Raw genomic sequence first — 25,881 nt, forward strand, 5'->3', positions numbered from 1 at the left:
ACTCTCGGCACCCTCACCTGGCGGGTGGAAACGGGATGGAAACAACAAATAACAAAAACCAGGGGGGAACGTGAAAGTTCGCTTAAGGAGGAAAAAATGAGAAGAAGTATTTTCAGGTCGAAATGGGTCGTTCTGGCCGCGGTGGCGATGCTGGTTGTCGCCCTGGGCGCGCTGGGATGTGCCAAGAAGGAAGAGGCTCCAGATGTCTCCAAAGAGCCCATCGTTATCGGCGGGATCTTCGACACCACCGGCCCCACATCCGACGTGGGTCAGGACTACGCTGTTGGTGTCGTGGACGCGGCGGACTACATCAACGCCAACGGCGGCATCAACGGCCGGCCTGTTGAGGTTATCGCCAACGACTACGCCTACAAGCCTGACAAAGCGGTCGAGCTCTACAAGACCTACAAGGACAAGGGGATCTTCCTTATCATGGGCTGGGGCACCGGCGACACCAACGCGCTGAAGGCCCTCGTTTCCAAGGACGAGATCGTCTATATATCCGCATCCTACGACTCGCTGATCAACGATCCGGCCAAAACCCCTTACAACTTCTACGCCAGCGCCTCCTACGGGGAAGCCATCAGGGGCGCCATGCAGTTCGTCAAGGAGTCCGGAAAGACTAAAGTGGTCTTCATCTACCCCGACCACCCCTACGGAAAGAACCCCATCCCGGCAGGAAAGGCCATGGCCGCCGAGCTGGGCCTTGATGTGGGCCCCGACCAGTTCGTAGCCCTCAACGCTACGGACGCCATAAGCCAGCTCACCAACATGAAGAAGTTCAACCCGGACTGGGCCTGGATCGGCGGGACTGTTGCAAGCACAGCGGTCATCATCAAGGACGCCGCCAAGCTGGGTCTCGACACCAAGTTCCTCATCAACGTGTGGGGCTTTGACGAGAACCTGCAGAAACTGGCCGGCGACGCCGTCAAGGAAAGAGCCTACGGCATGGGTCCCTTTGCCATGTGGGGAGCCGATGTGCCCGGCATGAAGGCGCCCATGGAGATGCACAAATCCAAGCACCCGGATGACACCCACACCGTCCACTATATCCAGGGATGGAGCTCCATGATGGTCATGTGGGAGGGCATGAAAAAGGCCAAATCTCTTGATGGCCCCAGCGTGAAGGCCGCTATTGAGACCATTAAGGATTTCGACACAGGCGGACTGACGGCACCTGTCACCTACACACCGACAGACCACCGCCCCAACACGACACTCAACATCAACAAGATGGACGCCGAAGGCAAGATCGTTACGGTCAAGTCCGTGACGCTTGAGCGCCGGCCTGAGTGGCTCGGCCAGTAAACTCAACAAGTGCGGGAGAGGATCCGCTCTCCCGCGCTTTTCCTTGTATAGGCATATGGGGGTATCGGGGTAACGGTGGAAGGGCCCAAGCTGTGATCGATCTTTCCCGACACTCCGACACACCGATACATCATTGTAGAATAGAGCAAACCCATGACCGAGCCCGCAGCTGAAAAAAACAAAGCCCAGCCCATCCTCGCCCTCAACAATGTCGAGGTCATCTACGATGACGTGATCCTCGTGCTCAAGGGCATGTCTATGGAGGTCCACGCAGGTCAGATCGTGGCTCTGCTGGGGGCCAACGGCGCCGGGAAATCCACCACATTAAAAGCCATCTCAGGACTGCTCAAGGGCGAAGAGGGAGAGGTTACCGACGGCTCCATCTCGTATATGGGCCAACCCATCGACGGCGTGGACCCGGAAAATCGTGTCAGCATGGGGATTTTTCAGGTGATGGAGGGCCGCAGGGTCTTCGACGACCTGAACGTGGACGAGAACCTCATTGCAGGCGCCCATACAAGAAAACACCGCGCCGATGTCAAAAAAGACATGCAGATGGTTTTCGATTATTTCCCTCGACTCATCGAACGGCGGCACTCCCTGGCCGGCTACCTGTCCGGCGGCGAGCAGCAGATGCTGGCTATCGGCCGCGCTCTCATGGCCCGTCCAAAGTTGATGCTTCTGGACGAGCCGTCCCTGGGGCTCGCTCCCCTGCTGGTCAAGGAGATCTTCGGGATCATCAACCGCATTAACAAGGAGGAAGGCACCACCATCCTACTGGTTGAGCAGAACGCGCGCATCGCCCTTTCCATTGCCGACTACGGCTACATCATGGAGAATGGCAAGATCGTCATGGACGATCCCGTGGACAAGCTCAAGGAGAACGAGGACGTGAAGGAGTTCTACCTGGGGCTGAGCAAGGTGGGCGGCCAAAAAAGCTACAGGGACGTGAAGCATTATCGCAGAAGGAAGAGATGGATAAGCTGAACCGGACACAGCAATAAGGGTCCGGTTCATGTGCATCAGTGCACTGGTGCAAGAGTGCATTTAATTCTTTCCCCGACACTCCGATACCTTCGGAGTTCTTTTCCCCCCTCCTTGTGTCGGATGGTTGTCACAAGAGCACCCCGCGTCGCCGCGTTCCCCCTTCCCCGCGTCAATCGATTTTGCCTTCCCGGTCCATTCCATTCTTGACCAATATCAAGAAATTCCATTTTCCCGAAGCACTCTACTGTTATCGACCACCCAATTAGGGTAACCTTGTCACGTTATGTTAATCAGGAAACTGAGAAAAACCCAAAGGAAGTTGCTGGCAGCCGCAGTGCTTATGGCGTGCCTGAACCCACTCTCGCCCATTACCGTCAGCGGTGCTGCCAGGGAAGCTCAACCGTGGCCGGAGGGCCTACGAGAATCTGTGAACTCCTATTTTCAGACTCTCCAGGTCACCGAATACCGCACCCGCGACTCAACCCTTGCCGAGCCTCCGGGAGTACAACCCATGACAGAGTTTGATAGAGCCGGGCACAAATGCCACGAAGTGCCGGGGCAGGTTTACCGAATTTATAAGATACCCAACTATTTCACCGAAGACACGGATGGATCGTTCCTGGTCCGTTCAAGGTTCGATCTATTCTTCAGGCAGGCCGAGAGTATCACCCAGATCTTTTCCGAACCTTGGGAACAGGGCAGCGGAGGAGCCTTCCAGGTTCGTTTCGAGAAGGTGGATGGGAAATGGGAGTCCGTGGAGAAAAGAGAACTGCTGGAGTAGGGATTATAGGGATGAAAGCCTTAACGCAGGGTTTCGCAGAGCAGCCATTTATAGGCTGCACCGCGGGGTTACGCAGTTGAACCTGAATCCGGGATAAGGAGCAGTTATCATCGGAGCGATTTTTCAACATAATGTAAAAATGTATTTAGGGTTTAACTGCGGCCCTCTGCGTTAAAGCTTTATCAATCAAAAGCATTCAGGGATATTCGTTATGGGTTCAAAGGTGTGTCAATTCCTTACAAAGTATTCCAGACCTTCCATTCGATGGGTCCCGATCCTGTTGTTCCTGGTAATGTTACCTATCCAGCCCCAGAAGGCACATGGGAACGTCTCCTGTCACTGTTTCAAGGAACGGAGCTTCAAACCTGCCCAGCCCGCGTCGGCTGACCCCTATATCCTTGCCACGACACGAAACAGCCTCCTGGCGGCAGCAGCGGGAATCGACAAGGGGACAGTTGTCAGACAGAGAATGACAGGAGCTACCGAAACGGACCTCTGGCTCTCAAATTATCTGTCCACCCGTGTGGACAATCGATCAGCCGATGAGCTTCTTGATGCGCGGGATAAAGGCTCTTCCTGGGCAGCTGCCTTTGATGCTGTCGGTCTGGACTCCGGGAAACTGGGAACCGCTTTTCAGACAGCCAGGAAAACAGATGATGCCGACGGTATGGCCCGATCGTTGGCCGACCCTGTCCTTGGAGAGGCCTTTACTGTTCCGGAACCAACCCTCGCCCAAATGCGGGATGCCGGGGCAAATATCGCTGAAACAGCCCTGAGCCTCTATCTCGCTGGACAGTTGAACCAGACCCCGGAAAGCATTTTTAGGAAGGTCAAGGAAGGGAAGAAAACGTGGGGTGTACTTCTTAACTCCCTGGGTATAAAGATCGATACGGTTGGCGATCTGATCGCCGAGGCGGTGAGAAAGGCCGTGAACGTGAACAGTGAAAGGTGAAGGGCAAACGGTGAACTGCCTTGCTTAGCTGTTCACGTTTCACGATTCACGGTTCACTTACGGATTCATTTCTTTTCCAAACCTCAACTCGTAATCTTCAATTTATTCTGTGGTAACATTGACCGATGATGCGCCCTTCACTATTACTATTACTAATACTATTACTATTCCTCTCCCTGGGTTCCAGCAGTTCCACCTTCGTGGGTTGCGGTTCAGGGGATGTCAACGGTTTTGCGGCCTTCGGATGTTCTGGCGGAAATAAGGATGATCCCTGCGACTACATCGTCACAGTCCAGGTGACAGTCCTTCTGGACGCCGACAGCAGCCCGGTACCCGGTGCCACGGTATATATCGACACCGGTGCCTCTAACTCCATCAACACCCGTGTAACAAACTCTGCAGGTCAGGCTTTCTGGAACGACACCTCCTTTCTCACCGGCTTTTCTGCCGACTGTGGAGGGCAGGACGTGGGCACCGTGGAGCCCTACGACCAGAACACCTCCTTTTCCTCAGACCTCCTCGTTTCCGCCCCCGGGCTGGCCCCGTTTAATACGGTGCTCACCATCAACCGGGAATCACGAAATATCGCTCTAGTGGTGGAGCTTTTGCCCCTTTAAAAACCCGCCCCTTGATAGTTTCCTTTTTATCCACTTGGTGTATCCTTTTGTGTGCAGTTCATGAATAACTGAACAACCCTGCATTGGCCGGAGCTGAAAGAGAGATAACTGCCCTATGAAAAAAATCCTGGTCGTTGAGGATTCGGTCCTCGTTCAAAGAATCATCCAGGACGCTTTGGAAATCAATTTTCCCTGTATCATCATGGGAGTGGAGAATGGCGCCAGGGCCTATGAAGAGTTGAAGGTCAACACTTATGATCTGGTGGTCACAGACATCGTGATGCCGATCATGGGCGGCCTGATCCTGGCGGAGAAGATCCGGGTTGATTTGGCATCCGACGTTCCCATCATCATGCTCACTTCACTGGGTGTTAAAAATGTCCGGGACTTTTCGCTCCACGGAAAGGGAAAAGCATCGTTTTCCCTTTCCTTACAAATTGATGATTTTTTGCAAAGTCATCAACAGTTAACGGTTAACTTATAGGCATGACGATAATAAGGACATAGGGGCCATATAGGAACAAAATCTATTAACCGATAATAGGGAGATCAACATGGCACGTAAATCCATTGCCATAGGGTGTGTTTTCTTCGGAGCTATTCTGCTCTACCTCGGATACGGGAAAACACAGTCCGTCATGGGAGGGCTGTCCAAGGTGTTCTCGGGCGGATATTCCACCGAGACCATGACTTACCTCATCGGTGGGGCAGTTCTGCTAATGACGGGGCTGGTGATACTGTTTGGGAAGAAAGGGTGATGAAGCGTGAACAGGAAACCTTGATCGCTACTCCATGTCAAATCAAAACAGAGCTACCTCGTAAAAAGTTGTCAAAAAAGAATCTGGAGCATCCAAGTTAATGTTGGAGTTTTGGTTGGGGAGTTCAAATTCTGTGTTCTGTGTTCTGCGTTCCATCCAAGGCTCTACTGGCTACTGACTCCCGGGTACTGGCTCCTGCCTTTAATACGCCGACCTTATCCTGCAGGTTCGCTTATCCACTATGAGAAGATCGATCACTTTTTCTTCCTCGTCCTTGATCTCAATTTCGAAGTAGGTCTCCTGATCCCGGATCTCGCCTGTGGTCAGAGCCGTATCACCTAAAAATTCTGCCACAAGCTCCTTTACCTCCTCCACCGTCTTCACCTGGCGGCCCGCACCGTACCAGCCCCACCTTGGTCCCTTGCAGTACCCGCCGTAGGGACCCATGTGGCGGCCCTGGCCATGCATCATGGCAAGAACGTCATCCGGTACAGCAAATGACGCCAAAGCAAGAAACGCTGTGATCAATAAAATTTTCTTCATGATCATCTCCTGAGGCCCGCGGGACGGATCCCGCGGGCCCCGGAAGTGTGGATCAGTTACAGCCTCCGCTGCAATCGGCATTACCTCTTCCTCTATCGCATCTTGAGCCACGGCGACCCTGGCCGCCCATACTGATATCGTACTTGTCAGCGACCTTCTGGATCTTCGCCTGGACATCGATCATGTCTTTGCGAAGCTGTGCGATGCGGTCAGCATCAGGAGTGTCCTTATCGTACTCCTGGCTCAGCTCGAGCCTCTTGGTGATCAGCTCATCCCTCATCGACAAGGTCTCTTTCTGGAACTTTGCCATGGTCTCGGGGGTTACCTCGGTTCGGGCATCGTCGTCCCAATTACAGTCACCGTAACCGCGATCATATCCGCTGCCCATCATGCCGTAGCCTCCGCCCTGGCGAGCCAGCGCGCTGCCAGCGGCGATAATGCTCATGGAAAGGACCAGTCCTAATACTACCAATGTTCTTTTCTTCATTTCGATTACCTCCTGTTAGGTTCTGAAGAATTGTTGTTGTATCCTTTCTAACAGAACCCTATGAAGGAATTTCGAAGAGAATATGAAGAAATATGAAGAACCGATTTATTTCTTCATCTGAAAGTGATTTTTTTCTACATTCCATCAGCTTCAGGATCAAAGTTCCCGATCACCTGATATCGACCCTGAAGCGAAGCCGTTTCCCCGATACTCCGACACTCCGTCACCCCGATACCTGTGGGTCTCCTTGTCTACTTCCTCCCGCTCAGCGTTACCCTCACACTTGTCCCCTCGCCTACCCGGCTATGAACAGAGATCTCGCCTCCGTGGGCGTCCACAAGTTCCCTGACAATAGTAAGGCCAAGACCCAGGCCTCCCCCGGTACCCCGAAAGAACCTCTCAAAAATATGAGGTAATTCCTCATCGCTGATGCCTTTTCCGCTGTCGCTGACCTCGATGAAAGACATGTCCCCGTCGGTACCCGCTTTCAGGGTCACAGTACCACCAGCGGATGTGGCTTTTACGGCGTTACTGAGCAGATTGATGACGATCTGGCTCAGGCGGTCGGGATCGGCCCACACCAGCGCCCCATCTTCCACGACGAGCCCGACCTTCACCCCCCCCTCCTCCGCCCGGGCACCGAATCGATCCCTGATATTTCCAAGGAACGTTTTCAACTCCACATCCCGCTTTTCAAGCGTAAGGGAGCTTGCCTGGGCCTGGGTCAGGTCGTCGATTCCATCCAGGATGGTCCCAAGTCGGCCCGTTTCCTCGTGTAGGGAGCGCATCTGATCCTTGTCTGCTGCCAGCACTCCGTCGATCATCCCCTCCAGCTCCCCCCTCATGGCAGCCAGTGGTGTACGTAGTTCATGGGCAACGTTGGCGATGAGCTTGCGTCTCAGGGATTCCTGTAGTTCAAGGTCATCGGCCATCTCGTTAAAAGCGTGGGACAGCTTACCGATCTCATCATTGCTGGCAATATCGGCCCGGCTCCCCAGTTCCCCCCTCCTGATGGCCCGTGTCTGCTCAACCAGCCGTTTGAGGGGCAGTGTCAGCCTCCTGGAGACGAACAGGCTGGCAAAGATAGCGATACCGCCCATCATCAGGAAGGAGATGATCATGAACCTTGTGGAGCGCTGGGCAAAAAGCAGCCCCCTATCGCGGGCGAGGATCTTCACATCCAGGGTGCCGACACGTTTTCCACCGAGGAACAGGGGATAGCGAAAGAACTCACCAGTCCCCGTGAGAGGTTCTCCCTCGATGCGAGAAAGAACCCGGCGCGCCATGAAGGGAGGCAGCTCTTCCAGGGCCTGCTGGGTGTCCATGACAATGGAACCGCGGACATCCTGCACCTTCACTTCCATGCCCAGCATCAATGCTTGAATAGCGCTGCGCGAGAGTTCCCTTCGATCCCAGCCGTTGTTCCTTTCGTGGGAACCTTCCAGGTTAGCCATGACCAGGTAGACGCGGTCAAGGCGTTCACCGTCCAGATAGGCTTTGAAGTCCCCCAGCATCATCTGGCGCATGTAAAGGGCCGCCGAAAGCCCGATGAGGGAGACAACCAGGAGTAGAATGAAAAATTTAGCCCATAGGCTTCTAAACATAATTACCTCTTCAAAAGTCTCAAAACTAATCCACCACTGGGTATTACTGGGTTAAATCAGGTTACAACATTACTGGGTTCAATTCTTTTTCACCACCCGTTCGTCACTCACTGCAGGAAAGTGACTCACTGGAGGCACGGAGGACACGGAGTAAACAATGTACCCTGTTTAAAAACTGTATGAGCTGTCTCACACAGAACCGCAGAGGCTCAGAAAAGTCAGGTGAGGGAAATATTCCATACCCTGCGAAACACATTGGTGAAGACTTCATGTTGCTGTGATGTGTTAAAACGACTTTCAACACTTTTTTGAAAATGGTTATTTACCTACAGATTAAGCTTTTCTCCGACTTTCTCCGTGCCTCCGTGGTAAAAAACATCGTATATTATTGAAATGCCACTGGATTCCGGATCCTTGCCCGGAATAACGAGCTGTTTACCCCAGATTAAAGTCCTTCTCTGTGTCCTCTGTGCCCTCAGTGGTAATAAAACCGTGACTCGTGATTCGTGATTTGTAAATCCTGGATACTTCGACACGTAGATACTTAGATACCGCTCTACCCCAAGTTTAAGGCTTTCTCTGCGTGACTCTGCGATGGTTTCTTATGATCACCTCCGCGCAACTCTCCGGTTCAAAACATCGCCTTTATAACAATTTCGCCTTATCCAGGAGATCCCTTTATCAGACATCCTTCCTGCCGCCAAAACGGTATCCAACACCATAAACGGTTTGAATATATTCCGGTTTTCTGGGGTCAGATTCGATCTTTTTACGGATGTTCTTGATGTGGGCGTCCACCGTGCGATCGTAACCTTCAAAGTGATAATCAAGGGCCGTTTCTATGAGGGTCTCCCTGTTGAAGATCCTGTCGGGATGCGCAGCGAGGGCACGCAGGATACGAAACTCCGAGGCAGTCAAGGTCACCGACCGACCATCCAGGCTCACACCGAAGGTCTGTGCGTCAATGATCAGTTTGCCCCCGTCGAAACTCAGAACCTGACCAGAACTGTCAGCGCTGCCCTTAAACCGTTTGAGTACTGCCTGGACCCGAAAAGCGAGTTCCCGGGGACTGAACGGTTTCACCACATAATCGTCAGCACCCAGGGCGAGTCCAGCCACCCTTTCCTCTTCGGAGGATTTTGAGGTGACCATAATGACCGGGATATCCCCGAGAGCCTTCAGATCCTGAAACAGTTCCTCCCCGGTAATGTCGGGAAGCATCAGGTCAAGGATCACCAGGTCGGGAAGCTGCCGCCGCGCCGCCTCAAGAGCGGGCAGTCCCTCGCTGAAGTGGCGAGCAGTTAACCCGGCACCCTCGATATAGGCTTTGACAACCCTGGCGATCTTGGGGTCGTCCTCTATGATGAAAATGGTTGCTGGCAAGAGAGCTCCTATCTCATCCGCCGCCGCTAACGCCAATCGCTCAGCTATGGCGGACAAGGATCTCAGATCTCATATCTCAGAAAGAGCAGGGAATTGTGACTCGTGTTTTGTAACGATCCCATTCTGTCATTGCGAGCCCAGTATTTTCCCCGCGGGCGTGGCAATCTCGATTGTCGGGATCGCTTCACTCAGACAACGGTTCGCGATGACAATCAGAAAGTCTTTCCATCTGCGTGCTGCGTGCTGCGTGCTGTGTGCTGTGTGCTGTGTGCTGCGTGCTGCGTGCTGTGTGCTGTGTGCTGTGTGCTGCGTGCTGCGTGCTGCGTGCTGCGAATAAGTTTATTATTTCCACATCCCACTTTCTACTCGTATTTAAGCGCCTTCATCATCGTTCCCATCCCCACCATCATACAGGAGATATACAGCGCATCGAAAATATCTGTGTCGGTCCAGCCCAGCTGTTTGAGTTTTTGTACGTGGTTCTCCGAGACCGACTGCGGGGTACGGACGGCCTTGATGACGAAAGCCAGCAGCCATCCTTCCTTTTCATCAAGGGGGGCGGCAGCCGGGTTTAGTAAAAGATCTGATATCTGTTCTTTAGTCAGCCCATGTACCTCCAGGGCTCTGGCGTTGAACTCAACGCACGGTTCGATCTCGAAGGCTATGGCAGTAAGATACCTTATAAGAGCCATGAGCAAAGGGCTCAGGCTGGACTTTTTTCTGTAATAGCCGATGGTCCTTGCCTGTATTGACTGTATGCCGGGGCTCGCGCTGTACATCAGAAAGGGAGGGGGCACCATACCCACGGCGTCAATAAAGGATTGGTAGACCTCTTCCGTTTCACCGGAAGATTCCCCGGGACCGAAGGTTTTGAGAAGCATCACATGGACCTCCCTGGCAGAAAATCAGAATTCAAGGTTGATGACTTCGCAAAAAGTCATCAACGCGCCCCGCGCGGGGCGCCAAAATCAATGACTCACTCCGTAAGTCATTGATTTGTTATGTATACAGATCGTAATAATAAGAAACCACAGCAGCCGCCCAATTGACCAGGGAAAGGAACATCAGCCCCAGGAAAGACCATTTCGTCACGGGGATCGTACCTGGCCCCATGAGGAGCGCCATGACCAGAACAAATGTGGCGACGGAAAAGCTCAGTATCCATCCCCATCGAACCTTAAATACTGATACCGCACCGGTGATAATGACAGAGAACATGATAAGGAAAGCTGTGAACTGGATAGCGTTCCCGGGCATCATTATCTCTTCGCCAACGATCTCCAGGGTTTCGCGACTGACAAAAAGAAAAATGGCCAGGGAAGCGCCAAATCCTGAAAATATCTGGGCTGTCCCCAGGGCCTTAAGTGCGATCGTTATTCTTCCGGTGAGCTTCTCCAACGTAATCCTCCAGATGACACGGAGCAACAGGGGTTGATCTGGCTGCGTTCTGTCAAAATGTACTACGCTGCGAACTCACAGCGGCCCTATTCTAATGGAAGGAAGGCTTGGGGTCTAGAAAAACCAGTCCAATGACCAAAGTCCTAAAGAAAAAGAGCAGGTTTGAGGTTTGATGTTGGAACCCGAAAGACGTCAGCACAAAGCGTGTTCAGTTGTCCAAGTAAAACTTTCACCTGCCGTTTTTTCCACAGCATGCGGATAATTTTTACTTAGAAACTTCGATACCTGGATACCTAGATACAGTCGTGTCCCCGCGTATGAAGCCTGTCACGCCAGAGGCGAGATGTCGCCGCGTCTGGGGTCCGGGGTCTGGCTCCTGAATTCTTGGCCAATTGTTCTCCGCGTCACCGACCTTTTCCGCCTCCAGGTATGAATAAATTGCAGATTCCCATCTTAACTTGAAATCCATCATTTCCCGGCAGTTAAAAAGGCCTTACTTTTCGGTGGGTTGCAATAGGAGCGCTGTATGTCATATTTGGCATTAATGTTGCAAATATGCCAATGTTACCTTTTTTGCCAAGGAGGAGTTATGTTGAAGCATATTCTGATCGTTGATTCTTCGCAATCTTTTACCAAATACGTCGAAGTGGTGCTGGATCGCCTTGGATATACAAGCATGACAGCCAGAAGCGCACGGGATGGTCTCCAGATCCTTAAGGGACGTGTCCCGGACCTGATCATTACCGAAGCGGTGCTGCCAGATATGAACGGAGTGGAGTTCTGCAGAGAGATCAAGACCAGGCCACGCACCAGACGGATCCCTGTTCTCGTCGTAACTGTGGACAGCAGATTCAGTGAGAGGATCGGATTTGGGGAGAACTTGTTTAACGAATCGCTGACCAAACCCGTTTCTGTTCGAGACCTTTTCGATGCCCTGCAGAAACACCTTGCCTTTGAAAATGGGCGCAAAAACCTCAGGGCTCCTATAGCAGGTCGTGTCATCTGCAGGGACGGCACCCATTACAGGTCCTACATAACCCTCAGCATCGGGGAGGGCGGGATATTCATAGAAACGGACAAACCTCGCGAGAAAGGAGAGATCATTGAGCCCCAGCTCCTTCTTCCGGGTCTGGTTGAACCACTGCCTCTAAAGGGCAAGGTTGTCTATTCTGTGCAGGAGGAGAGGGAGAAGCATCCCCAGGGGATGGGGATCAAGTTCCTGGACCTGGATCCGCAGACGAAAACGATACTCTCAAACTATATACAAAGTTACCTGAGCGACAACCTGCCGAGGGAGCAGCAGGCGGTGAAGAAAACAGGGTAAAAAAGAAGTTTGCGGTTTGGTGTTTGGGGTTTGGGGTTTGAGGTTTGGGGTTAAGAATTTGAGGTTTGAGAACGGTCTCAGATCTCAATGCCCTCCTTCTGCGTGCTGCGTTCTGGTTCACTCCAGCGTCCACTTCACCGCCGCATCGGCATGAAGGCGGGCTGTGTCGTAAAGGGGGATTTTCGTGTCCTCTTCCCCCACAAGAAGGCCGATCTCGGTGCAGCCCAACACGATGGCTTGAGCGCCTTTCCTAACCAGTTCATCCATAATCTTCAGATATGCGTGTTTTGAGCTGTCCTCGACAACACCCCGGCAAAGCTCTTCGTAGAGGAAGGGATCCTGGATAAAAGACCAATACACCGGGCAAAAAAAGAGGGTGAACATCAGATATCGCCCTCCCGTGGAACCCGGTCTTGATAACCGGGCCTAGTTGTTTGCAACAAGCTGAGGGTATGGCCACCCGCTCTGCCCTTTTTCAAGGATGAACATCCTCTTGCTTTCAATACCTCTGGAGGCCAGGTATTCAAAGGTCCGTTTGGCACCACCGCCACCTCTGGGGCAAATGATAACAATAGGATCGGTGTTGGCTGACAGGTTGGGGATGACCCTGTCCAGTTTTGCCTTTTGGGCATCTGATTTCACAGGATAGGCGTATGTCGCCAAGGATCCCCTGATGTGGTGCCGAGCGTACTCATCTTCGATCTGAATATCGAGAAGGGTCACGGCTTCCCCTGATTGGATCCTCGATTTTGTCTTCTCAGGGGTTATGTAGTTGAAGTAATCCTCTGCCGCCACGATATTTCCGGCCATCGCAACAGTTCCCACCAGGACGATCAGATGAACGAACAGTAAATTACTCCACCTTGTCATAACTGCTACCTCCACAATAATAGTTTTTCAGGGTTTCATTGAGGACAGCAGTAATGTACCACCCATATTCAATATTTCAATACTTATGATCGAAATAACGAATGTTATTTGTTTAGATAGGGTGAAACTTTGAGATCAGAGACAGGAGACAGGAGAATTGAGATCTGATTTCCCATATCAGAACAGATCTGATATCCCGGCGACAAACTCCCTGATCTCATCCCGAACCCGCCGGTAGTGGATCAAAGCCTCCTCTTCCTCCTGAGCATTCCTGGCCAGAAAAGGCGGATCGTCAAAGGAATAGTGTAAAGTTTCCCCTCCTCCGGGAAAAACCGGGCACGATTCTCTGGCGCTGTCGCAAACTGTAACCACCAGGTCGAAGAAGATGTTCAGGTATTCGTCCACGTGGTTGGAGGTCTGGGCGGAAATATCCACACCGGACTCGGCCATGACGGCAACTGCCCGCGGGTCGATCCCGAGGGGAGCCGTACCGGTGGAATAGATCTCGTAGAGGTCCCCGTAAAGGTGCCTTGTCCACCCTTCGGCCATCTGGCTGCGGCACGAGTTGCCTGTGCAGAGAAATAGAACGCGTTTCATTGCCTGATTACGTATCTCCGTGATCCCGAACATCCTCCGGGAACCAGTGCCTGGTCCTGTTGCAGATGCCGCACACCGAAAGCATCACAGGAACCTCCACAAGCACTCCCACCACCGTAGCTAAAGCCGCACCGGACCCCGGGCCGTACAGGGCAATGGAGGTGGCCACAGCCAATTCGAAAAAGTTACTTGCACCGATGAGGGCACCCGGAGCCGCCACGTTGTGAGGCACCTTGAAAAGCTTCATGAGGCCGTAAACGAGGGAAGAGTTGAAGTACACCTGGATAAGGATGGGGATGGCGATCAGGACCACGAAAAACGCCTTCTGGGTGATGTTTTCTGCCTGAAATGCAAAGATGAGGATCAGGGTCACCAGGAGGGCGATTACGGTGACAGGAGCGAAAAGCGCGATGAACCTGTCGTTGAACCACCCCTCCCCTTTCGAAGCGATGAGAAACCGACGGAAGGTATAGGCTGTCACAAGGGGGATCACCACGAAAAAAATAACCGAATAGAGCAGGACTTTAAAATCCACCGGAACTCCGGAAACACCCAGAAGCAGCCCCACAATAGGGATGAAAAGGACCAGCATGATGAGATCGTTAACTGCCACCTGGACCAGGGTGTAGGCTGGGTCTCCATCGGTGAGGTGGCTCCAGACGAAAACCATTGCCGTACAGGGAGCCGCAGCCAGAATGATAACACCGGCCATAAACTGATCGGCCATTTCAGGGTTGATCCAGGCCGAGAAGATCACCCGGAAGAACAACCAGCCCAGAAAGGCCATGGAAAACGGCTTGACCACCCAGTTGACGAACAGGGTGATCAGCAGCCCCCTGGGTCTTTTCCCCACCTGGAGAATTGAGGCGAAGTCGATCTTGAGCATCATGGGAAAGATCATGAGCCAGATGAGAACAGCTATAGGAACATTGACCTGGCTTCCCCCTACGAACTCCATCCGGGAGAGGATACCGGTCAACTCCGGCATTGCCTTTCCAAGCCCCAGACCAGCCACCATGCAGATACCTACCCATACAGTAAGGTAGCGTTCGAAGATGTTCATTCGTTTGCTTTCAGATGACATGTAAGTACTCCTTGTCGTGGGCCGTTTGTCCGTGTATCCGTGTGGCCGTGCATCCGTATGTCCGTGCATCGGTGGATCCGTTCGTCCATGCGTCCGTAAAATCCTGAGGCATCGCTCCTTTACGGAATCACGGACCCATGGCTCTCAAAACAACGTTTTGATGGTACTACGGAACCACGGCCTAGGGACTTACGTTACAGTCCAGACACTCACCCCCAGCCAGTAGGTCAGCAAATAATAGAGCCCCGCCAGAAAAAAGACAATCGCCGTTATCCGCTTGGCCCACTTGGCGAAAAGAGTAATCCGTTCATAGGTCCTTCCTATAGACCTGGCGCCCAGGGCGATCATGACAGCGAAGACAGCCACCGGGGCAGCGGTACCGATGCCGAAAAGGGACGGAATGAGAAACTTTGAACCCTGTTCAACGGAAAGGGGGATCAGGCTCCCGAAGAAGAGGGCCGCGGAAATAGGGCAAAAGGAAAGGGCGAAAATAAAACCCAGGGCAGCGGCACCGGGAGAACCACCTTTAGACAGGCGTTCGAGACGTTCTGACGATCCCATGGAGGGCATGGGGATACGAATCCATTCAAGCAGCACAAACCCCAGCAGGATAAGAACGGGCCCGATAATACGGTTCGTCCAGGTCTGAAGGAAGTGTGACAGGGAAAAAATTGAGAGCAGACCGGCAACCAGTATGGCGCTGACCCCTACATAGGCCACCACTCTGCCCAACGTGTAGGAGGCGCCCGAGGTCAGAATAGCACCTCGCGATTGAACGTTTTTACTGAGGTAGGACAGGGCCGCGATGTTGGATGCTAAAGGACAGGGGCTGATGGAGGTAAGGATCCCCAGCCAGACGGCAGTCCCCAATGCGGCCAGAGAACCTTCCATTACGGACCCGCCATAAAGGCGGTTATTTCATCCTTGAGGTACCTGCTGAATTTTGCCTCGTTTCCCAGGAGCTCCCACACCTTTGGCAGGTTTTTCCAGCGGACCTCTTTCCCTTCCGAGATCTCGGAGATGATCACCGATTTAGTGTAGAGTTTGTAGTCCTTGACAAAGTGGTAATTACCCTCCCCGTCGATGTTGATAGTGCGCCACTGAAGGACACCCGCAGCAAGCTTGCCGGCGAATTCCGCCTTGATGGTTTGGGCCGTTAACCGCTCGATAGTCAGGCATGAGGGGCAGCGGACATTTGTGAGGAAGTAGGTGGCGATGAATTTTGGAGAATCGCTTGCGTTATCTGCCTGCCCTGAAACGGGCAGCAGGAAGGCAAGCACCATGAAAACAACCACCAGATATTTCAGTCGCATGTCGGGATCCCTTCTGCTGATCAACCGATAAGCTCCCTGATCTCAGCAATACCGGGGACTTTGCCTGAGACCTTGACCTCTCCATCAACAGCGAGAGCCGGCGTCATCATGACACCGAAAGCCATTATGTCGTTAATGTCCGAGACCTTGACCATTTCGTAATCTATTCCCAGTTCTTTCGCTGCTTCTTCGGTTTTTGCCGCCAAATCGTTGCATTTGGGGCAGCCGGTGCCTAAAATCTGCAATTTTTTCATGAATACCTCCATTGAAATTGCTGTGTCTAAGCACTAAGTGTCTAAGTATCTACGTGTCTACGTATCCAAGTAACTACGTGTCTACGTTTCCAAGTATGTACACACCTACATACCTACATACCTGGATACCTTCCACCATACTCCCCCACTCCCTTACCGTGTCTCCGCGTCTCCGCGTCGCCTGGTCGATTCAAACGAGGCCCCCGAAAATGAGCCCCGAAACCGTGGCCATTATAATGACCAGAAGGACAAATACCACGGTTTTTTTCGTTCCCATGATACTCCGGATCACCAGCATATTTGGAAGAGACAGTGCCGGGCCAGCCAGTAGAAGTGCCAGGGCAGGTCCCTTACCCATGCCCGCTCCCAGTAGACCCTGGAGAATAGGCACTTCGGTGAGAGTGGCAAAGTACATGAACGCTCCGGCTACTGAGGCGAAAAGGTTGGCTCCCAGGGAGTTGCCACCGACTGCCGAAGCAACCCAACCTGAGGGGATGATCCCTTCAAAACCCGGGCGACCCAGGAAAAACCCGGCTGCGAGAACTCCAATAAACAGGAGGGGCATGATCTGCCTGGCAAGGGTCCATGTGGATTCCAGCCAATACCTGCTTTCACTGCCTCCTCCGGCAAGAGCACCTGACAGGCCTGCTACACCCATAGTGAATACCAGCATCGGGAACAGAGGCGATTGCACAACACCCTGGATGGCGCCCCCGACTGATAAAGCCACCGGGACCATGATCATCAGAACCGCTGCCGGCGCAAAGGCCACAGCTATTTTCCACCAACTCATGGAGTAGAATCGGACAAGTACAATACCCAGACCCGCCGTGAACAGGGATACAAGGGGCCACTTCACGTTGTAAATGGCTGCCCACAGGCCAGTGGCTCCATCCGGTCTGCCCCAAGTTGCGAAGATGAGAATGGCCACCTGCAGCCCGATGAAGATAACCGTCTGCCACAGGGGCCTGCCCTCATCCGGGGAAAGTCCGGCAGCCGCGGTTTTTTCCTCCTCCTCCTTGCGGAAGATAAAATGCATAAGGAGGCCGATCACTACAGCAAAAACAATAGCACCAACAGCTCGGGCGATCCCTAACCCCGGTCCTAATATGCGTGCAGTGAGAATGATCGCAAGGATGTTAATGGCCGGTCCGGAATAGAGAAAAGCGGCCGCCGGCCCAAGACCCGCCCCCATGCGGTAGATCCCGGCAAAGAGGGGCAGTACTGTACAGGAACACACCGCCAGAATGGTCCCCGAGGTGGCAGCAACCCCGTAAGCCAGGATCTTGTTGGCCGCTGGTCCCAGGTACTTCATCACCGAGTTCTGACTGACAAAAACGGTGATGGCTCCCGCAATAAAAAAAGCCGGCACCAGGCAGAGGATCACGTGCTCCCTGGCGTACCATTTTGCCAGGGCGAAAGATTCAACGATGGCACCCTGAAGGCGGATCGACTCGATAGGCAGGAAAAAGAAAACCAGGAAGGCTCCCAGGATGTAGGCCAGCGGCCGAAATTCTTTTTCCCAATCCATATAAATTTTCGCTTTCCCTCTCGCAGATCGCTGTCCGCGAAAATTTATCTCTTATTAAGCTTCACTTTGTCATGCAGGGCGCTGATTCATGCTCCATTGATCAGTCCGCCCATCACCTTTTTGCATCGCACTTCCAGTTCTTTCACCCGTTGGACATTGGACGTTGGACCTGCTTTTACCCTCCCACTTCGGCCAATTGCCGCCTGGCCTCTTCATCAAGGGATTTTTGCACACAGGAGATAAACCCCAGGACACAGGTCATCTTGATGCTGTAGTAAACCATCAGCCCTCGTTTTTCGTCAGACACAACTCCCGCGTTCTTGAGAACCGACAGATGTTTCGATACCGTGGAGGTGTCAAGACCCAGCATGGCGGTGAGTTCACACACACACCTTTCCCCGGATGCCAGCTCCTCCACCATAAACAGACGCGCCGGGTGAGCCAGGGCTTTGAAGACCTGGGACCGCTTCTCATAATATGTTCTGTTCGTCTTGAACATGATCCTACCTCCAGAATGAACTATCAAATCGCACTATTTGGCAACATAGCCAAATAACCAAGGATGTCAAGATGAATGTGTTGTGTGAGGGTGGGTCTGTGGGTCTGTGGGTCCGTGGGTCTGTGGGTAAGTGGGTCTGTGGGTCCGTGGGTCCGTAAGATCTTAAAGCATCAAGCCTTTACGGAATTACGGCCTTCGAACTTACGGTCATTTGGCTCCACAGACTCACCGATATACGGTTCAACGCACACACGCATTCACGCACTTACGAGTCTCTCAGGGGTAAGGTTTTCCGGCTATCGTTCTTGGAGTGGGTTCAAAATCCGGCGACAGGACATTGTGGGAAGGATCGTAGTAGTCCCCTTCGATCTCCATCAACCCCAGGAGAGTGTGGTCGATAAGATCCGTCTGGTAGGCCCTGGTAAGAAGGTTGTCCTTTTCCGGCAGGGCGAGGGGAAAGCGGTCCGACTTCCAGAAAAGGAAGGGAATCTCGAACATGGCCGGGACCCGGTTGTTGTGCCCGACGAAGTTGGAATAGTGGCCCACGTCCTCACCATGATCTGGTACAAACAACCATGAGATGGGCTGGCCTGGGCGGGCCGCACACAGATCGATGGTAGCCTTGAGGATGTGATCGGAATAAAGCATGGCGTTATCGTAATAGTTACGCATTTTTCTGGCACGAAGGCTGCGCCCGTCAGACCTCATAGTCCTGGCAACGACATCATCCTCATCGTTAAACCGGGAGAAAGACTCAGGGTAGCGGAAGTAGAAAGCGGGATGGGCCTGGAGCAGGTGGAGAATGATAAACTTTCGGGGTGCCGGGTCATCCAGCGCCTTTGAAAACTCGGGAAAGATCACTTCATCATGGGATCCCTCACCTCGGGAGCCGCCCCGATTCACGTTGATCGTCACGTCGGCATGGCCGGCAATAATGGCCAACGAGCCTGAAATATCGGTGCTGTGATTGGTTATCCAAAAGGTCTTATAACCAGCCTTACTCGCCATGGTGAGGATGTCAGGCGTTACCGAATACAGCTCGGGGCGTTCGCGAGTCGCGGGGCCAATCATCAGTCTGATATCCCCCACTGTGGAACCGAGAGTCGTGACGACATCAGAGAAACGGAGTAACTGCGGACCAAGGGATTCCAGTTCAGGGGTTGTTTTCCGGGAATAGCCGTACATCGACCAGTTGAGCCGCGTGACACTCTCACCTATCAGAAAAACCACGGTACGGGGGCCTTTCCCTGTGTGGCTCATGGTGGCAAGGGAACTGTCTGTAATGACGGCAGCGGTGATCTTATCCTGAAGTACCCTTGTACTTTCGACGGATCTCTCCCACTTTGCATGCCGGATGGGGAAGTAAAGGAGGGGGTTTTCCTTTCTCAGGGTCGGGTTCAGGTGGGCCAGGATCAGGAGCCCGGTAAAGAGGACCGCCGGAATCGTTATGATCCGGCTCCGGCCACTTTCATTGGAATGTGCGGCCCTGGAAAATCGTCTGAATAATACTGGCCGCCAAGCCAGCAGAAACCAGTAGAGTACAGCAGCCAGTATTACGATCAGGAGATGTTTTCCAAGGGACCAGAAATTCTGGAGGATAAATTCGGAACTCTCTCCAGAGTTGGTATTAAAAATCGCTTCCACCACGATAACATCATCCTGAGCAACCCCGAAAACATCCCGCAGGAAGGAATGAAAGCCGCTGAGGACAAGAAAAAGGAACACCACCAGGAGGTTTAACAATCTGCCGACCCTGCTCTCCAGGCCGTCTCTGAGTGTCCAGGCCGATAGTGCGAGGATGAACAGAGAGCCCAGCAGAGCTGACTTTAGGGCCTGAAGAAAGTTCAACCAATCCATCGCCCAGTAGAGGGTGAGGATCAGGAACCAGGCCAGGGTGCGAATTACCATTATCATGAAAATTCTCCGTGAATCGATAAAGTTCCTTGTTCAATACCGGATGCACCTTACCCAATACGGCAGATCCGGTCAACGAACATGGAAATCTGCTGAAGGAACCTATCAGATTTTTATGTCTGATTTTTAATGCTCATTCGTAATTCTGCGGGCGTGAGCCCGTGGTAGTTCACTACACCCGAAACCCGCAACAAGCCTGCACAGGCAGCCTGGGCCTGGCTGCATCCGCGGATTTCGGGTCTCCTCTCCTTCTTGACGTAAGGGTCTCCAGTGGGCATTCTTGTCACCTAACCACTTCAAAAGGGAGGAAGCGATACAATGATCAACAAAGAAAGGGACATCGAATATCAGCCCCACGAAGAAATGCTTGAATTTCAGATAAAACGGATTCGGGAACTCATGGCAGAAGACTGGCAGAAAGCTACCGGGTTCGTCAAAAGGCTGGCTGAGGCGGGTGTCACTCCCGAAGATCTCAAGACAGCTGATGACATTCGCAAGTTCCCGATCCTCAAGAAGTCGGAGATGACGGGCATCCAGGGAGCCGATCCTCCCTTCGGCAGCCTGATAACCGTTTCCCCAGGCCAATTAAGGAGGATCTATTCCTCGCCCGGCCCCATCTACGTTCCGGACGGCCGCCTCCAGTCCTACTACCGATGGGAACGGGCCTTTGCAGCCTGTGGGATCACCGAAGGGGACATCGTCCTGAACTGTTTCAACTACCACCTGACCCCCGCCGGTGCCATGTTCGAGGAGGCAGCGGGCAACATGGAGTGCGCTGTGATCCCGGCTGGTATCGGCAACACCGAGATCCAGGTCAAGGAGGCAGCTCATTTCAAAGCCAACGTCTATGTGGGCCTGCCGTCCTATCTAACGGTTCTCATCGAAAAGGCCGCGGAGGTCGGCGTGACCATGGCCCTGGAAAAAGCGTTCGTTATTGCCGAAAAACTCCCCGAGAGCCTGCGCACCGAGTTCCAGAACAACCACGGGATCAAGGTTCGTCAAGGCTACGGAACTGCCGAGGTTGGTGCCATCGCCTACGAGTGCGAGGAGGGCAATGGTCTGCACTTCGATCCTTCAGTACTCCTGGAGATCCTCGACCCTGAAACCCATGACCCGGTCCAGTCCGGCGAAACCGGTGAGGTCATCGTGACAGTGATCAACCCCGTCAATACCCTCTTTCGTTTTGCCACCGGGGACCTTTCCTCGGCAGTGTACGATGAATGTCCATGCGGCCGAAAAAGCCCACGCCTTACCGGGATTCTCGGCAGGGTGGACCAGGTGATCAAGGTCCGGGGGCTGTTCGTACACCCGGGGCAGCTTGCCGGGGTCATAGCAGAATTCACCGAGGTGGATCGTTTCAGGGGCGTCATCACACGGGACCGGGCCATGGACGACCTGACCGTTGAGGTCCAGAGCAGCCAGAATCTGCCCACCGACACCCTTGAAGCTATTGGTAAGCGGATCAAGGATGTACTGAAGCTGGGGGTCGGAGTGGTTCAGGTCAAGACAGGAACGATCCCTGAGGACGCGGCACCCCTGGATGACCGGAGGAAGTGGGAATAATCGACGTACGTGAGTAAAGCGTACGTGCGTTTGTGCGAATTGGCCTGTTAATTGCCAATGAGCTTGTATGGTGAAACTGGCAATTGATTGCAGGGATCTTGATGTTTACCAAATCTCTATGGGAGCTGCCATGAAAGTTTATGAACTTTCAAAACAGCTCCCATATAGAGAACGTTTTCCCATGACAGATCAGATGACAAGATCATCCAGATCTGTGTGTGCTGACCTTTCAGAAGCATGGCGAAAAAGACGATACCCGAAAGCGTTCGTTGCGGCCATTAACATTGCGGAAGGTGAGGCCTCTGAAACTCGAGTATGGCTGGAATTCGCTTACAGATGCGGATATTTATCAAAGGATAATTTCGACCTTCTTGATGATCGGTTTGATTACATCTCTCGGGTGCTCCACCGTATGTCACGTTCTCCAGACAAGTGGATCAGTTATAGAATATGATTATTTCGCACGCACGCTCCACGCACGTACGCACACACGATGAAAAACATTCTACCCGATCTAGTAATGATCATACATCTACTCTGGGTCGCCTTCATGATCCTCGGGCTACCACTTGGTCTTTGGCTCCGATCCCCCACATTCCGCTGGATCCATTTCGGAGGAATGATGGCAACAGCGTTATTCGCAGCAACAGGGATGTACTGTCCTCTCACGGTATGGGAAGAAACCCTGCGATGGAAAACTGATCCCGGATTCACTTACGAGAGGTCGTTCCTGGCCAAGCACCTGTCATCCACCCTTTATCCACAGATCCAACCGTGGATCCTCAGGAGCGCCTCCGTTTTCTGGGGGGCTCTCACAGTTGTGACCATGATGGTGGTTAAACCTGTGAGGAAAGTGAAGAAGTGAGTGAGTGTGTGCGAAGATGAGTGAGTGCGCGATTAGTCCGTGCGGGCGGCATACTCAGCGCCCTGCAGGATGGCCTTTTCATTCAGGGGAATGAGTTTCTGGTTGCGGACCGGGATAACCGATTGAAGGGCCTGGCCAAGTTCCTCAGGTTTAATAGCACCGGAAAGCTGGGCATAGACACCCAGAGCCACCATGTTCGTCAGGCGGGAGTTTCCAAGCTCTATTGCAAGTTCACTCATGGGAACCTGATGGACATGGACTCCCTCCCTCGTGACATCCCCCATCTTCGCCAGAGAACTGTTTACAATGAGCAATCCCCCGTCTGCCACGACATCCTGGAACCTCAGCAGGGACGGCTGGTTCATGGCGATGACGCACCCGGGGCTGTCTACTATGGGAGATCCGATCTCCTCGTCAGAGATAACCACCGTGCAGCGGGCTGTCCCGCCTCGCATCTCGACACCGTAGGAGGGAAAGAAGGTAACGTTAAGCCCCTTCTCCATGGCCGCCTCAGCGAGAAGCTGCCCGGCCAGGAGGATCCCCTGACCGCCGAATCCGCTGATAAACACATCAAAGTACATCCTGATTATCTCCTGGTATTGGAGTATCGGGGTGTCGGTGGATCGGAGAATCCAACCATTTTACCGTTACCCCATATCCATTTTTTCAAGGGTACAAAGAATGGGTCAGATGCAAGGCCATCACGCCGATGGCGTGACTGAGGAAACCGGAGGTCCCGCCTGTGGCGGGATCGAGGCAACCTCCTAGCGATAATCCCGCCTTTGGCGGGACAGATGATCCGTTATTAGTACCCGCATAAACTAATTTCAGTCGACGACTTCCTTCTCTTTAAAAACCCCCAGGGGAAAATAAGGTATCAACTCATCCTGCAGCCGTTTGATAGACTGGCTGGGGGACATCCCCCAGTTGGTAGGACAGGTGGACAGGAGTTCCACAAAGGAGAAACCCATCCCCTTTATCTGCATGTCAAAGGCCTTGAAGATCATCTTCCTGGCTTTGAGAGTGTTGCCTGGTGTGTCCAACGCCATTCTGCCCACATAAGAGGTTCCCTCAAGGGGGGCCAGCATCTCGGCCATCTTCATGGGATACCCGTTCGCGGTGAGGCTGCGTCCATAGGGCGAGGTCGTCGTCTTTTGCCCCGGGAGTGTTGTGGGAGCCATCTGGCCCCCTGTCATGCCGTATACAGTGTTGTTGATGAAAATGACCGTAATATTCTCGCCACGGTTGGCACAATGAATGATCTCGGAAAGCCCGATGGAGGCCAGGTCCCCGTCGCCCTGGTAGGTAAAAATGATCAGGTCAGGGCGGGACCGCTTCATTCCTGTGGCTATGGCGGGGGCTCGGCCATGAGGAGCTTCCTGGATATCGCAATTAAAATAATCGTACATGAGTACAGCGCAGCCCACGGGGGCAACCCCTACAGTCCTCTCGGTGATCCCGTAATGATCGAGGGCTTCTGCCACCAGCCTGTGAGCGACTCCGTGGCTGCAGCCTGGGCAGTAATGCATCACGGCATCGTTGAGTGCTTGGGGCTTTGAAAAAACGGTTTTCATAGTATCTTCCTTTGTGAATCGTGAATTGTGAATCGTGAATCGTGAATCGTGAATCGTGAATCGTGAATCGTGAATCGTGAATCGTGAATCGTGAATCGTGAATCGTGAAAATAAGACTTCCTGCTTGTTTGTTGTCAATCGAAAAAATTGCTTATTATTGGCAAGTTACAGAGGCTTGCATCTCTGACCCTGGATTACCAATGACTGATCACCGCTATTATCCGGTTCACCTTTCACCGTTCACTGTCCACTATAATTTTTCTCTATCTCTCCCAACACCTCCAGCGGCGTCGGCATCCCTCCGCCGGGGCGCCCATAGAACTGGACACTGGTGTCTCCGATGACGCTGAGCCTGACATCCTCTACCATCTGACCAGTGTTCATTTCCACAACAAGAAAGTCCTTGATGCTCTCTGAAAGAGTCTTCAAACGCACCTTGGGGAAGGGATAAACGGTCTCCGGCCTGAAAAGGCCCACTTTCAGACCTTTTTCCCTGGCCATATTAACCGCTGTCCGCACGATGCGTGCCGAGGTGCCAAAAGCGGTCACGATGAGGTTAGCGTCGGCTGTCTTGAACTCCTCAAACCGGACCTCATGTTTTTCGATCTCCCGGTACTTTTCCTGAAGCAACTTATTGTGCGCTTCAAGCTCCCCCTCCTTGAGGTAGAGGGATTTGAGATAGCGCATGGGACGGTCCTTTGCCCCGGTAAGAGCCCACGGTTTGCGGGGTTCGGGAGGCACTTCTTCCCTCTCAACGATAGGTTCCTGCATCTGGCCGAGCACTGCATCGGCCAGAACCAGTACGGGGTTCCTGTACCGGTCTGCCAGGTGAAAAGCGAGCATCGTATGGTCGTACATCTCCTGAACGCTGGCAGGGGCCAGGACGATAAGCTTGTAGTCCCCGTGCCCACCACCCTTGACGGCCTGGAAGTAGTCGCTCTGGGATGCTGCGATCCCCCCAAGACCGGGGCCGCACCGTACCACATTGACGATCACGGCCGGCAGCTCCTGGCCTGCTATGTAGGAAAGACTCTCCTGCATGAGGGAAATGCCCGGGCTGGAAGATGAGGTCATGGACCTTACTCCAAGGGCCGAGGCCCCCATGACCATATTTATGGCGGCAAGTTCACTTTCAGCCTGCACGTACTCGCCCCCGAGTCCGGGCAGAACCCTTGACATATATTCGGGGACTTCATTTTGCGGGGTGATGGGATAGCCAAAATAGTAGAGGCACCCAGCCTTAATGGCCCCCATGGACAGGGCTTCATTACCTTTTACGAGTATGCGTTTACTTTCGCTCAAAGTGATTCTCCGAAAATGCTTGAAGCTTGCATTGATTAAACTACTGGCTCCTGGATTCTCCATTATTTATATACTTCTACGCACATATCAGGACACACGATGGCGCACACTGTGCAGCCGGTGCATTTTCCCTCCGGGTCATCAAGCACCACGTACTGATAGCCCTGGTCGTTGATAGATTTCCCCTGGCGCACCAGCCCGTGAGGACAGACATCAACACACAGGACACATCCCTTACATTTATCTTGGTTGATCTTTATTGTCGGCATGGAAGATCCAGTTTCATGTTTCAGGTTTCAAGTTTGATGACTTCGCAAAAAGTCATCAATGCGCCCCGCGCGGGGCGCCCAAATCAATGACTCACTCCGTAAGT

General features: G+C 53.0%; 31 protein-coding genes. 11 read left to right on the plus strand and 20 right to left on the minus strand.

All coding sequences use genetic code 11. The annotated features are described in order from the left end of the window. The first annotated feature begins 96 nt into the window (after positions 1 to 96). The 7 genes from P1S59_03850 (at position 97) to P1S59_03880 (ending at position 5,403) form a co-directional block, all read left to right on the plus strand. Positions 97 to 1,308 carry an ABC transporter substrate-binding protein gene (locus P1S59_03850; protein MDF1525390.1) on the plus strand — a complete coding sequence of 404 codons (1,212 nt, stop codon included), beginning with the start codon at positions 97 to 99 and terminating at the stop codon, positions 1,306 to 1,308. A gap of 192 nt (positions 1,309 to 1,500) precedes the next feature. Further along, a complete protein-coding gene (locus P1S59_03855; protein ID MDF1525391.1) occupies positions 1,501 to 2,295 on the plus strand; it encodes an ABC transporter ATP-binding protein in 795 nt (264 codons plus the stop codon). A gap of 283 nt (positions 2,296 to 2,578) precedes the next feature. Next, a complete protein-coding gene (locus tag P1S59_03860; protein MDF1525392.1) occupies positions 2,579 to 3,076 on the plus strand; it encodes a hypothetical protein in 498 nt (165 codons plus the stop codon). A 211-nt stretch (positions 3,077 to 3,287) separates the two neighbouring features. Continuing rightward, a complete protein-coding gene (locus P1S59_03865) occupies positions 3,288 to 4,028 on the plus strand; it encodes a hypothetical protein (GenBank protein ID MDF1525393.1) in 741 nt (246 codons plus the stop codon). Positions 4,029 to 4,153: 125 nt separating this feature from the next. Beyond that, positions 4,154 to 4,645: a hypothetical protein gene (locus P1S59_03870; protein ID MDF1525394.1), complete on the plus strand. Its 492-nt coding sequence runs from the start codon at positions 4,154 to 4,156 to the stop codon at positions 4,643 to 4,645. Positions 4,646 to 4,760: 115 nt separating this feature from the next. Further along, on the plus strand, positions 4,761 to 5,129 hold the full coding sequence (locus P1S59_03875; protein MDF1525395.1) for a response regulator: 369 nt from the start codon (positions 4,761 to 4,763) through the stop codon (positions 5,127 to 5,129). Between the two features lie 70 nt (positions 5,130 to 5,199). After that, positions 5,200 to 5,403 (plus strand): DUF3185 family protein, encoded by a 204-nt coding sequence (locus P1S59_03880; protein ID MDF1525396.1) that lies wholly within the window; start codon positions 5,200 to 5,202, stop codon positions 5,401 to 5,403. A gap of 201 nt (positions 5,404 to 5,604) precedes the next feature. Here P1S59_03880 and P1S59_03885 read toward each other — a convergent pair whose 3' ends face one another. From P1S59_03885 to P1S59_03910, 6 genes are all read right to left on the minus strand, one after another. Further along, positions 5,605 to 5,946, minus strand: coding sequence for a hypothetical protein (locus P1S59_03885; GenBank protein ID MDF1525397.1), 342 nt, complete (start codon positions 5,944 to 5,946; stop codon positions 5,605 to 5,607). 52 nt (positions 5,947 to 5,998) lie between these two features. Further along, positions 5,999 to 6,433, minus strand: coding sequence for a hypothetical protein (locus P1S59_03890; protein MDF1525398.1), 435 nt, complete (start codon positions 6,431 to 6,433; stop codon positions 5,999 to 6,001). Positions 6,434 to 6,684: 251 nt separating this feature from the next. Further along, the gene (locus P1S59_03895) at positions 6,685 to 8,037 is read right to left on the minus strand and encodes an ATP-binding protein (protein ID MDF1525399.1); all 1,353 of its coding nucleotides are present in this window, start codon (positions 8,035 to 8,037) and stop codon (positions 6,685 to 6,687) included. 681 nt (positions 8,038 to 8,718) lie between these two features. Then, a complete protein-coding gene (locus P1S59_03900; GenBank protein ID MDF1525400.1) occupies positions 8,719 to 9,477 on the minus strand; it encodes a response regulator transcription factor in 759 nt (252 codons plus the stop codon). A 305-nt stretch (positions 9,478 to 9,782) separates the two neighbouring features. Further along, a complete protein-coding gene (locus P1S59_03905; protein MDF1525401.1) occupies positions 9,783 to 10,301 on the minus strand; it encodes a hypothetical protein in 519 nt (172 codons plus the stop codon). A 118-nt stretch (positions 10,302 to 10,419) separates the two neighbouring features. Beyond that, entirely contained in the window at positions 10,420 to 10,818 is a 399-nt protein-coding gene (locus tag P1S59_03910; GenBank protein MDF1525402.1) for a hypothetical protein, read from the minus strand. A gap of 589 nt (positions 10,819 to 11,407) precedes the next feature. Between P1S59_03910 and P1S59_03915 the strand changes: the two genes are divergently transcribed. Then, on the plus strand, positions 11,408 to 12,142 hold the full coding sequence (locus P1S59_03915) for a response regulator (protein MDF1525403.1): 735 nt from the start codon (positions 11,408 to 11,410) through the stop codon (positions 12,140 to 12,142). Positions 12,143 to 12,259: 117 nt separating this feature from the next. Here the strand turns inward: P1S59_03915 and P1S59_03920 are convergent, their stop codons facing one another. The 10 genes from P1S59_03920 to P1S59_03965 form a co-directional block, all read right to left on the minus strand. Continuing rightward, positions 12,260 to 12,526: an aspartate/glutamate racemase family protein gene (locus tag P1S59_03920; protein MDF1525404.1), complete on the minus strand. Its 267-nt coding sequence runs from the start codon at positions 12,524 to 12,526 to the stop codon at positions 12,260 to 12,262. Between the two features lie 42 nt (positions 12,527 to 12,568). Then, positions 12,569 to 13,012 carry a rhodanese-like domain-containing protein gene (locus P1S59_03925; GenBank protein ID MDF1525405.1) on the minus strand — a complete coding sequence of 148 codons (444 nt, stop codon included), beginning with the start codon at positions 13,010 to 13,012 and terminating at the stop codon, positions 12,569 to 12,571. 177 nt (positions 13,013 to 13,189) lie between these two features. After that, a complete protein-coding gene (locus P1S59_03930; protein MDF1525406.1) occupies positions 13,190 to 13,609 on the minus strand; it encodes an arsenate reductase ArsC in 420 nt (139 codons plus the stop codon). 7 nt (positions 13,610 to 13,616) lie between these two features. Then, entirely contained in the window at positions 13,617 to 14,693 is a 1,077-nt protein-coding gene (gene arsB / locus P1S59_03935) for an ACR3 family arsenite efflux transporter (protein ID MDF1525407.1), read from the minus strand. 189 nt (positions 14,694 to 14,882) lie between these two features. Further along, a complete protein-coding gene (locus tag P1S59_03940; protein MDF1525408.1) occupies positions 14,883 to 15,584 on the minus strand; it encodes an aromatic aminobenezylarsenical efflux permease ArsG family transporter in 702 nt (233 codons plus the stop codon). Then, complete coding sequence (locus tag P1S59_03945) at positions 15,584 to 16,030, minus strand: nitrophenyl compound nitroreductase subunit ArsF family protein (protein ID MDF1525409.1); 447 nt, start codon at positions 16,028 to 16,030, stop codon at positions 15,584 to 15,586. The genes P1S59_03940 and P1S59_03945 overlap by 1 nt, the downstream gene beginning before the upstream one ends. Continuing rightward, complete coding sequence (locus tag P1S59_03950) at positions 16,027 to 16,260, minus strand: thioredoxin family protein (protein MDF1525410.1); 234 nt, start codon at positions 16,258 to 16,260, stop codon at positions 16,027 to 16,029. Before P1S59_03950 ends, P1S59_03945 begins: the two co-directional genes overlap by 4 nt. A gap of 190 nt (positions 16,261 to 16,450) precedes the next feature. Further along, complete coding sequence (locus P1S59_03955) at positions 16,451 to 17,791, minus strand: permease (protein ID MDF1525411.1); 1,341 nt, start codon at positions 17,789 to 17,791, stop codon at positions 16,451 to 16,453. A gap of 175 nt (positions 17,792 to 17,966) precedes the next feature. Next, complete coding sequence (locus P1S59_03960; protein MDF1525412.1) at positions 17,967 to 18,290, minus strand: metalloregulator ArsR/SmtB family transcription factor; 324 nt, start codon at positions 18,288 to 18,290, stop codon at positions 17,967 to 17,969. A gap of 276 nt (positions 18,291 to 18,566) precedes the next feature. Beyond that, positions 18,567 to 20,204, minus strand: a complete 1,638-nt coding sequence (locus P1S59_03965) for a sulfatase-like hydrolase/transferase (GenBank protein MDF1525413.1) — start codon at positions 20,202 to 20,204, stop codon at positions 18,567 to 18,569. Positions 20,205 to 20,522: 318 nt separating this feature from the next. On the opposite strand from P1S59_03965, the gene P1S59_03970 reads away from it, so the two are divergent. The 3 genes from P1S59_03970 to P1S59_03980 all read left to right on the plus strand — a co-directional run bounded on the left by P1S59_03970 (position 20,523) and on the right by P1S59_03980 (position 22,632). After that, positions 20,523 to 21,767 (plus strand): AMP-binding protein, encoded by a 1,245-nt coding sequence (locus P1S59_03970; protein ID MDF1525414.1) that lies wholly within the window; start codon positions 20,523 to 20,525, stop codon positions 21,765 to 21,767. A gap of 67 nt (positions 21,768 to 21,834) precedes the next feature. Next, the gene (locus tag P1S59_03975; GenBank protein MDF1525415.1) at positions 21,835 to 22,221 is read left to right on the plus strand and encodes a four helix bundle protein; all 387 of its coding nucleotides are present in this window, start codon (positions 21,835 to 21,837) and stop codon (positions 22,219 to 22,221) included. A 39-nt stretch (positions 22,222 to 22,260) separates the two neighbouring features. Further along, positions 22,261 to 22,632 (plus strand): DUF2784 domain-containing protein, encoded by a 372-nt coding sequence (locus tag P1S59_03980; GenBank protein MDF1525416.1) that lies wholly within the window; start codon positions 22,261 to 22,263, stop codon positions 22,630 to 22,632. 32 nt (positions 22,633 to 22,664) lie between these two features. On the opposite strand, the gene P1S59_03985 is transcribed toward P1S59_03980, so the two are convergent. The 4 genes from P1S59_03985 to P1S59_04000 form a co-directional block, all read right to left on the minus strand. Next, positions 22,665 to 23,213, minus strand: coding sequence for a 2-oxoacid:acceptor oxidoreductase family protein (locus tag P1S59_03985; protein MDF1525417.1), 549 nt, complete (start codon positions 23,211 to 23,213; stop codon positions 22,665 to 22,667). Positions 23,214 to 23,459: 246 nt separating this feature from the next. Continuing rightward, the gene (locus P1S59_03990) at positions 23,460 to 24,206 is read right to left on the minus strand and encodes a thiamine pyrophosphate-dependent enzyme (protein ID MDF1525418.1); all 747 of its coding nucleotides are present in this window, start codon (positions 24,204 to 24,206) and stop codon (positions 23,460 to 23,462) included. Positions 24,207 to 24,446: 240 nt separating this feature from the next. After that, entirely contained in the window at positions 24,447 to 25,508 is a 1,062-nt protein-coding gene (locus P1S59_03995) for a 3-methyl-2-oxobutanoate dehydrogenase subunit VorB (protein MDF1525419.1), read from the minus strand. Between the two features lie 62 nt (positions 25,509 to 25,570). Next, positions 25,571 to 25,777: a 4Fe-4S dicluster domain-containing protein gene (locus P1S59_04000; protein MDF1525420.1), complete on the minus strand. Its 207-nt coding sequence runs from the start codon at positions 25,775 to 25,777 to the stop codon at positions 25,571 to 25,573. Between the last annotated feature and the right edge of the window lie 104 nt (positions 25,778 to 25,881).

The sequence above is a fragment of the bacterium genome, from assembly GCA_029210965.1.
Lineage (GTDB): Bacteria > BMS3Abin14 > BMS3Abin14 > BMS3Abin14 > BMS3Abin14 > JALHUC01.